The sequence below is a fragment of the Virgibacillus salarius genome (assembly GCF_039521925.1).
GTDB lineage: Bacteria > Bacillota > Bacilli > Bacillales > Amphibacillaceae > Virgibacillus > Virgibacillus salarius.
The window spans coordinates 1-11115 of sequence record NZ_BAAACY010000042.1 but is presented as its reverse complement, the minus strand read 5'-3'; the positions used below and the strand labels follow the sequence as shown (position 1 = coordinate 11115).

The 11115-nt window shown below is 36.0% G+C and carries 11 protein-coding genes; 9 read left to right on the top strand and 2 right to left on the bottom strand.

Going from position 1 to position 11115, the window contains the following annotated elements; genetic code table 11:
- Positions 1 to 275: 275 nt before the first annotated feature.
- The 4 genes from ABDZ84_RS06260 (at position 276) to ABDZ84_RS06245 (ending at position 3373) form a co-directional block, all read left to right on the top strand.
- The gene (locus ABDZ84_RS06260; protein WP_026682043.1) at positions 276 to 458 is read left to right on the top strand and encodes a cold-shock protein; all 183 of its coding nucleotides are present in this window, start codon (positions 276 to 278) and stop codon (positions 456 to 458) included.
- A gap of 248 nt (positions 459 to 706) precedes the next feature.
- The gene (gene exaC, locus ABDZ84_RS06255) at positions 707 to 2230 is read left to right on the top strand and encodes an acetaldehyde dehydrogenase ExaC (protein ID WP_026682042.1); all 1524 of its coding nucleotides are present in this window, start codon (positions 707 to 709) and stop codon (positions 2228 to 2230) included.
- A 36-nt stretch (positions 2231 to 2266) separates the two neighbouring features.
- A complete protein-coding gene (locus ABDZ84_RS06250; RefSeq protein WP_026682041.1) occupies positions 2267 to 2620 on the top strand; it encodes a DUF779 domain-containing protein in 354 nt (117 codons plus the stop codon).
- Between the two features lie 303 nt (positions 2621 to 2923).
- Positions 2924 to 3373 (top strand): IDEAL domain-containing protein, encoded by a 450-nt coding sequence (locus tag ABDZ84_RS06245; protein ID WP_026682040.1) that lies wholly within the window; start codon positions 2924 to 2926, stop codon positions 3371 to 3373.
- Positions 3374 to 3889: 516 nt separating this feature from the next.
- Here the strand turns inward: ABDZ84_RS06245 and ABDZ84_RS06240 are convergent.
- Together ABDZ84_RS06240 and ABDZ84_RS06235 are read right to left on the bottom strand one after the other, a co-directional pair.
- On the bottom strand, positions 3890 to 5908 hold the full coding sequence (locus tag ABDZ84_RS06240; protein ID WP_343780588.1) for a penicillin-binding transpeptidase domain-containing protein: 2019 nt from the start codon (positions 5906 to 5908) through the stop codon (positions 3890 to 3892).
- Between the two features lie 110 nt (positions 5909 to 6018).
- Positions 6019 to 6960 carry an LCP family glycopolymer transferase gene (locus ABDZ84_RS06235; protein ID WP_343780586.1) on the bottom strand — a complete coding sequence of 314 codons (942 nt, stop codon included), beginning with the start codon at positions 6958 to 6960 and terminating at the stop codon, positions 6019 to 6021.
- A 789-nt stretch (positions 6961 to 7749) separates the two neighbouring features.
- On the opposite strand from ABDZ84_RS06235, the gene ABDZ84_RS06230 reads away from it, so the two are divergent.
- The 5 genes from ABDZ84_RS06230 to nagB all read left to right on the top strand — a co-directional run bounded on the left by ABDZ84_RS06230 (position 7750) and on the right by nagB (position 11007).
- Positions 7750 to 7875: an anti-repressor SinI family protein gene (locus ABDZ84_RS06230; RefSeq protein ID WP_121605940.1), complete on the top strand. Its 126-nt coding sequence runs from the start codon at positions 7750 to 7752 to the stop codon at positions 7873 to 7875.
- A 71-nt stretch (positions 7876 to 7946) separates the two neighbouring features.
- A complete protein-coding gene (locus ABDZ84_RS06225; protein WP_026682038.1) occupies positions 7947 to 8273 on the top strand; it encodes a helix-turn-helix domain-containing protein in 327 nt (108 codons plus the stop codon).
- Positions 8274 to 8670: 397 nt separating this feature from the next.
- The gene (locus tag ABDZ84_RS06220; protein ID WP_162986483.1) at positions 8671 to 8838 is read left to right on the top strand and encodes a hypothetical protein; all 168 of its coding nucleotides are present in this window, start codon (positions 8671 to 8673) and stop codon (positions 8836 to 8838) included.
- Positions 8839 to 9101: 263 nt separating this feature from the next.
- Entirely contained in the window at positions 9102 to 10295 is a 1194-nt protein-coding gene (gene nagA, locus ABDZ84_RS06215) for an N-acetylglucosamine-6-phosphate deacetylase (RefSeq protein ID WP_166530589.1), read from the top strand.
- Positions 10282 to 11007: a glucosamine-6-phosphate deaminase gene (nagB, locus tag ABDZ84_RS06210; RefSeq protein WP_026682036.1), complete on the top strand. Its 726-nt coding sequence runs from the start codon at positions 10282 to 10284 to the stop codon at positions 11005 to 11007. The genes nagA and nagB overlap by 14 nt, the downstream gene beginning before the upstream one ends.
- Positions 11008 to 11115: the final 108 nt, after the last annotated feature.

Sequence of the window (11115 nt, the reverse complement as noted above, 5' to 3'; positions counted from 1 at the left end):
TCCAGCTATCATTTTTTGATAACTGGAATCTTTTTTAACTTCATAAGGGCTAGTTATGTCCCAGCCCCTTTACGTCGTATTAAAAAAACCGTGGTTCTAGCGATGTTGGATAATTATGAATAACTTTCCAACATCTAACATAGAATATAGTATAGAGTAAATGAATCGGGTTATAGCTGTTAAGGTATAGTCCAAGCCTCATAGACAGTCAGGGGTCTTTCTTTATTTGTTAGAAAAGCGTATAATAGAAGTGTTACAAGAAAGGAGATGCTTTCATGTCATTCTCACGAGGACCGAAAGAACCGGTTCAAGAAGTGGAGACAAATGTCTGGTCATGCATAAGCGATGATTGCCAGGGGTGGATGAGGGAATCATACAGCTTTGAGGATGAACCGAAATGTCCGTTATGTCAGTCATCCATGAAGCAGGAAATAAGAATTCTTCCTGAAGTAAAATAAGCATGCTTTAGTATCTCCGGATATATGAGTTCGGTATTAAGCCTTGATTATTGATTAATCAAGGCTTTTTTCTTAGTTTAGGAAATTATAAAATTAGCCCATGTGGATAAATCGGCCGCTTGCGCTGTTGTTCTTATTAAATAGTTATTCAATTATTGGTATAATTTAGAATTAATTGTTATACTTTTTATATAAGTACAACTTAGATCTACATAAATTGTAAGCGTTTTCTATAAAGGAGGAATAATATGAGATATGCAAACCCTAATTCAGCTGGTGCTTTGGTCAACTTTCAGAGTAAATACGATAATTTTATAGGTGGGGAATATCGTTCACCTGTAAAAGGGAAGTATTTTGAAAATGTAAGTCCAGTCACAGGTGAAGTATTCTGTGAGGTTGCTAGATCTACAAAGGAAGATGTAGAAGCGGCTCTTGATGCAGCTCATAATGCGAAGGACACCTGGGGGGAAACTTCTGTAGCAGAGCGTGCGTTACTATTAAATAGGATTGCTGATCGAATGGAAGAAAACTTAGAAATGCTAGCAGTTGCGGAAACCTGGGATAATGGGAAGGCGGTTAGAGAGGCATTAGCAGCTGATATACCGCTAGCCATTGATCATTTTCGATACTTTGCTGGTGTAATTAGAGGACAAGAGGGCGGCGTTAGCCAAATTGATCATGATACAATTGCTTATCATTTTCATGAACCTCTAGGTGTTGTTGGGCAAATTATTCCTTGGAATTTTCCTTTATTAATGGCTACATGGAAGTTAGCCCCGGCTTTGGCGGCAGGAAATTGCGTGGTTATTAAACCTGCTGAACAAACACCAGCTTCTATACATGTTTGGTTAGAGTTAGTAAAAGATTTACTTCCGCCAGGAGTAGTTAATGTAGTAAATGGTTTTGGAGTAGAGGCAGGCAAACCTTTAGCATCGAGTAGTAGAATTGCTAAAATAGCATTTACTGGAGAAACGACGACGGGAAGGCTAATTATGCAATATGCCTCGGAAAATATTATTCCAGTAACATTAGAACTTGGAGGTAAGTCTCCGAACATTTTCTTTGAAGATGTGATGGATGCAGATGATGGATTTTTAGATAAAGCGATCGAGGGGTTTGTTATGTTTGCCCTTAACCAAGGGGAAGTCTGTACATGTCCTTCCAGAGCGCTAGTACATGAAGCAATATACGAAAGATTTATTGAGCGTGCAATTCATCGAGTGAAACAAATAAAGATTGGTCATCCATTGGATACAGAGACGATGATGGGGGCACAGGCTTCTCAAGAACAGTTGGAAAAAATCCAATCCTATTTAGATATTGGTAAGCAAGAAGGTGCTGAAGTATTAATTGGTGGAAATCTAAATAAATTAGAAAATGAAGAATTAAAAAACGGCTATTATGTAGAACCTACTATCTTTAAAGGGAAAAATAATATGCGTGTTTTCCAAGAAGAAATATTCGGACCAGTATTATCAGTCACTACGTTCAAAGACAAAGCAGAAGCAATGTCTATAGCAAATGATACACTATACGGCTTGGGTGCGGGTATATGGACACGTAATATAAACACTGCATATCGCTTTGGACGTGGAATTGAAGCTGGTAGAGTTTGGACGAATTGTTATCATCAGTATCCGGCTCATGCCGCATTTGGTGGGTATAAAAAGTCTGGAATTGGTAGAGAGAATCATTTAATGATGCTTGATCATTACCAGCAGACAAAAAATTTGCTAGTCAGCTATAGTGAAGGAGCTGCTGGATTATTCTAATGGATAATGCACGTTGATAAATAATGGGGTGATGAAGTGGTAGAACGCGTTATAGCAACGGAAGATGCCCTTGAATTAATTACAAAATTACATGATATTCATGGGGATTTAATGTTTCACCAATCTGGTGGATGCTGTGATGGGAGCTCTCCAATGTGCTATCCTAAGGATGAGTTTCGAATAGGGGAAGCAGATATATTGCTTGGATATATAGGAGCAGCTCCATTTTATATCTCCAAAGATCAATATGAATATTGGAAACATACACAACTTATTATTGATGCTGTTGACGGTAGAGGAGGAATGTTTTCGCTGGAGGGACCTGAAGGAAAACGTTTTTTGACACGGTCCAGAGTATTCTCTGAGGAGGAGAGAACAGAATTAAGTTAAGTAAGAATGGTTACGTACAGTGATTTTGGTACGTAACCATTCTTTTATGTTAATTAAAACAAAGGAAATAGAATTGGGAGGATAATTTGTTGAGAATAAAATACTAGTATTAATTATTTAATAGTCGTAAAGTTGCAATTTTAAGGAATACTTAGAAAAATAATGTATAATCAAGAAAATGTTCTTAATAAAGTTGATGAATCGTACATTTACCGGTTTAATTTCCTTGTATTCTCGATTATACTTAATGTGATGTTCTTTTATAAGAACGTAGGTAATCGGATTCAATAAGGAGGCATTGGAATGGTACATGTTAAGAACTTTAGGCCCGCTAGTATTAAAATTTGTATGAAGTATATTCTAGTGAATTTACGTAATGCAAGGTTCATAATTTCGATTCAAGGTGCTCCATATCAATTTATTCCGATAGCAGGAAAGGAAATAAAAATTAACCGAAGTACGTTTCAAGTTGAAAATAGGAGAATGCTATTTGCCTTTCAACATAACTCAAGTGTTATCTACATAAAGATGGAAGATCTGCTGAAGTTGCCAAGGTTTAGAGAGAAAGTTAATGCTGTTTTACGATCTACAGAACCACCACGAAATCAGACATTAACCAGGCACAAGCAATCTAACTATTCAATTGATCTTGTCATAGATGAGCTAGAACAGCTAAATATTAAACGATTAATAGACCAGGCGCTTGATCATAGAGATGAAAAAGCTTTTAGGGAACTGCTAAGGCTTTTATAGTATGAAGTAATAAAAGAATAGGGGGAGACATAAGCGTTTAATATAAAGAAGTATCGAACTATTGTCCGTATACATAGCTATATCCGGATAGTGTTTGGGGTTTTTTGCTCCATGTTTGGAAGTGGTGCTTATTTCTACAGAAAGAAATAGATATAATGGTCAGGTAATCATAGCAGCGGAAGTATGGAGGACACATACAGATATGGCATTAGTCCGAAGATTAAAGGGCAAAGACGAAGTTCACTTAATCAGCGTTAACTGTGGCAATTTCTCCGGAAAGTACCTCCCATATTTATTAGTACAATGAAAGAATAACAGTATGATTCTGCTAAATATTTTCTGTCCAATCTCTTTCACTTTTATCCCATATATAACTGGCAGTAATCCCTCACTTCAAGCAAAAAAGAGAAACCAATATGGATTAGTGGGGGATCGACTGCCAGTAAATGTCAATTGATTCAAAGGCATTTAGGTCATACCCTTGTGGTACGAACAATCAGTAGGGAAACAAAACCTTTATTTCATTTTATTTAAGAGGTCCACTACCTTTTTAGTAGTGTAACCACTTCCGCCTCGTTCCTTTGTCTCTTCAATCATCATAGCAATGAGTATATCCTCAGATTCGGTGGGGTAACCAACAAACCAACCATTTTCCTCACCTGAACCTTCACTAGTTAGCTTTAACTCTGCTGTTCCTGTTTTTCCAGAAATAGGGATTGCGCTATTTTTTCCGTATTTCTTTGCTGTTCCATTTTGAACTACATCTCGCAAGTCATTTTTAATACGATTGACTTGTTCCGGTGATAGTAAATTTTCTTTCCAATATTGTGATGTATCTTCACTAGTTAAAAGTGTAGGCTTTATCATATTCCCTTCGTTTAAAAACACAGTATATGCTGCTGCTAAGTGAATTGAACTCATTTCTAACTCACCTTGCCCATAACTGGAATTTGCCAATAGAACTTCATCATCTAGTTTACCGGAAGATGAAATAGACGATGGAGTAATAGGGTATTCGTACGGCAGTTCTTCTCCAAATCCAAATGATTTTAGCCCTTTTTCATAGGCTTTGGCTCCCATTTCAACAGCTTGCATCGCAAAATAGATATTATCCGACCTAACTAACGCATCGTGTAAATCAACTGGACCGTTTGATGTGGACGCTCTTGTAACTTTATAATCACCCCATCCTTCACCATTACCCCAAGTTTTTCCTTTGATTTCTAAACCTTCATCTGGATCGATTGAGCCATTCTTTAAGCCAATTGCTGCTGTTATCGGTTTTAAAACCGAACCAGGAGCGAATGTTGAATAGAAACGATTTAATAGTGGATTTCTTTCGTCATTTTCAAGTTTCTCCCAGAGATTAGGTTCTGTTCCGTAAAGAATTTCGTTTGGATCAAAAGAAGGGCTACTAATTAATCCAAGCGTTTCACCTGTTTTCGGATGTATGATTGCTGCAGTTCCCATATCTCCATTAAAGGATTCATATACTTTTTCTTGAATATTAATATCGATGGTCAGTTTTATATTTTTTCCATTCTTTACAGCTGTTTCTGCAAGTACTTTTTCTTCTTCATTGTCGTTTGTAACTATAATTTTTATTCCTTTTTCCCCTCTTAACTGTTTTTCATATAACTCTTCAAGTCCGCGTTTGCCTATTATAGAATTAGCATCGTACGTACCAGGATCTTTTTCTTTCAGTTCTTCTGCTGTAATTTGTCCAATATACCCAACTAAAGAGCCAGTTGCTTCACCTCCAGGATACACACGGCCAGTAGATTCTTGTCTTGTAATACCATCAATTGCTACTAATTTATTCCAAAGTTCTTGATCTGTTTTTGCAATTTTGGCTATTGGAACAAATAAGTTTGGCTCCACCCAATTTGCGTTGAGAGATTCGTTTATTGATTCGACGGAGACACCTAGTAAATTTGCAATTTTTTTCTTGTTTTGTTCTGCTGATGCTCCTAGTTTTTCTGGGACAATCCCAATAGTATATATGGTGTCGTTCATAGCTAATGGCATGTCGTTTCGATCACGAATTTCCCCGCGGACTGGTGCTGTAGATGTAATACTAATTTCTCCGCCATCCTTTATTTCAGGAAAAATAAAACCAGGATCCCATGAAATATACCAGTTTTCTTCTTTGTCTTCACCCTGTTGCACAAGTTCTGCTTTATAGTCAAAAGAAACCGGACCAGCAATCGTTTCCATGCTTACGTTAAAGGGAATGGTTGCTTTTCCTTGATCCATTGCTTTCTCAAGTGAATCTTTATCTAACTTATCAAATTCCACCTGCAATTTTGAAACATTTAAGTCCTCATAAATCTTTTTATAGCGATCAACAAATTGATCTGTTGGATATGTATCAGTAGTATCGGAGCTTAACATCTTATACATATCTGCAAATTCTTGTTTATTCCATTTTTCTAGGTATGAATTAAAACGATCATTTGGTGTAGCTTTGTCCGCTGAACATGCTGTAAGCAGTGCAATAAGCGTAACAAAAGCGATAACTATTGCTTTTCTCATCATTTCCCCCCTAATTATTATCTACTCTATCTTATGAACGAGAAGCAACATGGATGATTTAACCACCCATGTTGTTACGTTTCGTTAGGTATAGAAGTTTCCAACTTCATCTACTTTTCGTTCATATGTGCTTTAATTTCTGTTGTAATTCGATTGAATTCTGAGTCTGGAACAACATAGTACCACGTGTTATTAATACGTTGGCCGTTTCCGCTAATCTCCATTGAAGAAATATTTTTTCTCGTGCCACGATAATCAGAGAATAGTGTTTGCATTGCATCCATATTCAGGTTTGTTTTTACGTTGTCTCCAAGTATGTTAAGGATTTCGCCGACTTTAGTAATACTTGAAAAACTTGCTCCCTTATTTATAGCAGCCATAATAACTGCTCGTTGTCGTTCATTTCTACCTAGATCTCCTCTTGGGTCATTCTTTCGCATTCGGATATAAGATAAAGCTTCTTTACCATTTAATTGAATCTCGCCTGCTGGAAATTGTATTCCGCCTTGGGAAAATGCTGTATCGTTTGTAATAGTAACACCACCTATTGCATCGACACCCTGTTCAAAACCTTCCATATTCACTCTTGCATAATAGTGGACTGGGAGGTCAAAGTTTTCTTCTACTGTTTGAACAGATAGCTCAACATCACCAAATGCATAGGCATGGTTTATTTTATCTTTTCCTTTACCAGGTATTGTCACATACGTATCCCTAGGAATACTTAGCATTTTCATGGAATTGTTTTTCGGATTTAACGATAATAAGATCATTGTATCCGAGCGTCCTTTATCACCATCTCGTTCGTCTACTCCAAGTAATAAAATATTCACTGATTTTGTATCTTTGAAGATAGACTCTAATTCCTTTTTGCGATCTGGGTCATTATCTCGATTTAGTGGATTATGCATAGTTTCCACTGTATCTCCTAGTTTATTCCAAACATAGATAGAGAAGACACCGACTACCAGGATCAGTGCGAGGATAATCCCTCCTACCCAGAACAACCACTTTCGTTTTTTATGTTTCTTTTTTTCCACACGTGAGTTCACTTTAAATTCTCCTCAATACTAATTGTTTGATACAGCAAAGTTTGAAAATAATAACAATTCATTAGTAAATTATAACGAAAATAGTGAATTTCGTCTATGTTCTTATGTAATCTATCCGTCATTACGTCATTATATCGAAATGAAGGCGCATATTCATAGAGATAGCTGATTTGATCAAGGTATAAACGGCAGAGTAGCTATTTTATTCATTTATAAATTGGAATAATATATCGCACGAAGTTGTTCTTTATAATGAACAAATATTTAGTTAAATTAAGTAATACGTAGAAATAATAATAAAATAAAAGTAAAATTAAAATAAATTTAATAAATTACTATATTTAGCAGTTTAAAACATTTTTTAATTGTTTTATACTAATTATGTCGTTCGTTATAAAATACAGACGATGTTCTTCAGGTAAAGTTGTAATTAGATATATCATCGTCACAAAATCATACTTCTTCATTACATGCAATAACTTTATGCTTTTGCCGTCTTTGCTCATATCCTTAAGAGGAGGGTGTCATTAATCCCAGGTGGGGTTAAAAAATAATCTATCGACATAGTAGTCCAAAATTAATATACTCGCTTTTACAAAACTAGTTGTAATATGACAAAACAAGCTACGGAAATAAGTGTGAATTTATAGTATGATAGTCATACAGAGATAAATTTATACTACATAGAAAACCACGTATAAATTCACAGGAGCAAAGTCACGAATTAAACGATAAGCATTGTTGCAATGACTTAGCTGCTTTGGAAATTAATGGGGGTTGAATAAGTTGATGATTAAGCAAATTTCATTGGATTCAGAATGGGTTGATTTAATCAGACAGGCAAAAACATTAGGCATACCCTTAGAAGAAATTCGTGATTTTTTACATCAATCAGAGAATAAAAATAAAGTATGAATTACAGCAAACTATAAATAGAATAACTCACCTTACTTATGGTATAATTCCCATTGAAAGAAGGTGAGAACTTGATCGGTGAAAAAATTAAGAGTTTACGTACTGATAAGAAAATGTCTATCTCAGAATTAGCTGAAAAAGCCGGTGTTGCTAAATCTTATTTAAGTTCGATTGAACGTAATATACAGATTAATCCATCGATCCAGTTTATCGAAAAGATTAGCAAGGTATTAGGAGTTTCAGTCAATGAATTGATTCGAGATGAAAAAAAGAATGAACCTGAAGAATTGGATGAAGAATGGCTAAAAATCGTACAAGAAGCTATGGAATCAGGTGTTACGAAAGAACAATTTAAAGAGTATCTAGAATTCAATAAATGGAGAAGTAATAGACGTTAACCGTGAGCTTAAGCTAGCGGTTTTTATTTTGGGAATCGAAGTGAAATTTAAATTCTGTATTTCTATGATGTTTTTAAAGCTAAATCTACAGATTAGGGTGAATACATCTCAATCAAATAACATGAACGGTTGGAGACAGATTATAATTGCTTTACCTTTATTATTTCCATTTTTCCGAAGTTCTGCATATAATGAAGAGGGTAGTGTAGAAACATTTATCAACTTGACGGAATCAACCGACATTTAATGGTCAGAAAATAATGAATGAAAGCGAATGCTGTAGTAATGACGCTATTTTCTTTAAAGAAACGACATTGTTCGACAAATCCTCGTTTTATTTTATGTTATAGTTCTATGTATCTAGCAATTTATGTAAAAAAATAAGGGCGGGAACAAAATGGGTGAGCAAGAGAAATACAAGAACTTGCTAAAAAAAGTTATAAAGGAAACAGAAGATCATAAGATAAAATCATCCGAAGAGATGGTAAGAGCGCTAGTAAATGAGTTGGGAAATAGCAGTATGCCTAGTGCAGCTGGAGGAAAATCACAGTCTTTTGCAGAGTAATCAACATAGTAACAATTAACAAATATTGCGTATATTTCTCATAAAGCAGAAAGTGGGGCTATTTCAACATATAAGAAATGGTTCTGCTTTTTTGTGTTTTATGTGAAAGATTATCTTATCTTCAGCAAAATCCTACCAAAGTATGGTATGATGAAATTTGAGTTTTTAAGATAACATATTCGATAATTGATACTATCAGTTTTTACTTATATAAAATAGAAATACTGCGCAACCATAGTGAACGGAGAAAGGATGAATGCGAAATGGATCAAGACAATCCTATTTATATTAAGAATGCTACAATATATGCTGAGCAGGAAGTCATTGAAAATGGTGGTCTGCTACTTTCGCATGGGAAAATAGCAGGAATTTATTCTAAACAGAAACCAAAACAATTGCCAAAAGAGGTACAAGTAATTAATGGGGAAGGTTTAAATATAATACCTGGGTTTATTGATGGGCATATACATGGGGCTGCAGGTGCAGATGTTATGGACGCTACAGAAGAAGCCTTAGATACAATGGCTTCAACTCTTCCAAAAGAGGGAACCACCAGCTTCTTAGCGACCACGATCACACAATCTCCAGAACAAATTGAGCAGGCACTTATGAATGTGGCATCCTATAAAAATAAACCCGGTCAGTCAGACATTATCGGTGTTCATTTGGAAGGACCATTTATTGAAAAGGGAAAAGCCGGAGCACAGCCGCTTGAATATATTGTTAAGCCAGATGAGAAACTATTCAATAAATGGCAAAAGCTTTCTGGAAATAAGATTAAAACCATTACAATGGCACCTGAGCATGATCAAAATGGAAGCTTTATAAAAAGACTAACGAAAGCTGGAATTAATGTCTCAGCTGGGCATACAGATACAGATTATGCTGGAATTAAGCAAGCGGCAGCATACGGTGTAAGACAACTGACACATTTATGTAATGCAATGTCCGGTATCCACCATCGTGACATTGGTGTTGTAGGTGCTGCTTTTGAGTTGGAAGAATTACGGGCAGAGCTCATTGCAGACGGCATACACGTTGTACCTGAGATGCTGCAATTAATTTATCAAAATATGGGAAGTAGTAGGCTATTGCTCATAACTGACGCAATGCGAGCAAAGTGTCTCCCGCCAGGTAATTATGAACTTGGAGGGCAGCCTGTTAAGGTTTCTGAAGACCGTGCCTTGTTGGAGAATGGTACACTTGCTGGAAGTATCTTGAAAATGCATGAGGGAGCACAACAAATGCTAAGCATGAAAGATGTTTCTATTAAAAATATAGTGGAAATGACAGCGATGAATCCAGCAAAGCAGGTAGGAATGTTTAAGACAAAAGGTAGTATCTTAGACGGTAAGGATGCAGATATCCTAATCGTGGATGACCAGCTTTCTATTAAATACACGATTTGTCGAGGTGTAGTTGCTTTTGAAGGAGATGACGGAAATGGAACTAATTAAGGTAAAAGACTACAATGAAATGAGCAAGCGGGCTTGTTCATTCATTATAGAAAAAGTAAATAATATGGAGAAGCCTGTACTAGGCTTGGCGACAGGTTCAACTCCAGAAGGCTTATACCAAAATTTAATAGAAAAATATCAAAAGCAGGAAGTTACTTTTGATCACGTTCAAACCTTTAATTTGGATGAGTATGTTGGCCTGAAAAAGGACGATCCGAATAGTTATGATTACTATATGAATGAGAAATTATTTAAACATATAGGTATTCCGAGAGAGCAGACCCACTTACCAAGTGGAGATGCTGCTGACCTGAGTCAGGAAGCTTTGCAGTATGAATCACTAATTCAGGAAGCAGGTAATATTGATGTTCAAATTTTAGGTCTTGGTCTAAATGGACATATTGGATTTAATGAACCGGGTACGCAATTTAGTAGTCGTACACATATTGTACAATTAGATGAGTCAACCAGAAATGCAAACGCGCGATTCTTCCCAACAATTGAAGATGTTCCAAAACAAGCTATAACAATGGGAATAGATACGATTATGCAAAGTAAGATGATTGTATTACTCGTTTCTGGTGAAAAAAAAGCGAATGCTCTTTCTCAATTGATTGACGGAGAAGTAACAGAAGCATTTCCAGCTTCTATCTTACAAACCCATAGCAATGTTATGATTATTGCGGATCAGGCTGCTTGCTCGAAGCTATAATACGAGGCTGAGACAAAAGAATGAAGAAACAATAAAAAACGAACGATAAGGTACCGACCCCCTGAAGTTAGAGTAAAAAATCTAATTTCAGGGGGTGTTTTTGTGGCT

Bases quoted from the DNA above. Each gene is read 5' to 3' on its own strand.
- nagB (WP_026682036.1), top strand. From the start codon at position 10,282: ATGGAACTAATTAAGGTAAAAGACTACAATGAAATGAGCAAGCGGGCT.
- nagA (WP_166530589.1), top strand. From the start codon at position 9,102: ATGGATCAAGACAATCCTATTTATATTAAGAATGCTACAATATATGCT.
- ABDZ84_RS06230 (WP_121605940.1), top strand. From the start codon at position 7,750: ATGATTAAGCAAATTTCATTGGATTCAGAATGGGTTGATTTAATCAGA.
- ABDZ84_RS06245 (WP_026682040.1), top strand. From the start codon at position 2,924: ATGGTACATGTTAAGAACTTTAGGCCCGCTAGTATTAAAATTTGTATG.
- ABDZ84_RS06220 (WP_162986483.1), top strand. From the start codon at position 8,671: ATGGGTGAGCAAGAGAAATACAAGAACTTGCTAAAAAAAGTTATAAAG.
- ABDZ84_RS06240 (WP_343780588.1), bottom strand. From the start codon at position 5,908: ATGAGAAAAGCAATAGTTATCGCTTTTGTTACGCTTATTGCACTGCTT.
- exaC (WP_026682042.1), top strand. From the start codon at position 707: ATGAGATATGCAAACCCTAATTCAGCTGGTGCTTTGGTCAACTTTCAG.
- ABDZ84_RS06260 (WP_026682043.1), top strand. From the start codon at position 276: ATGTCATTCTCACGAGGACCGAAAGAACCGGTTCAAGAAGTGGAGACA.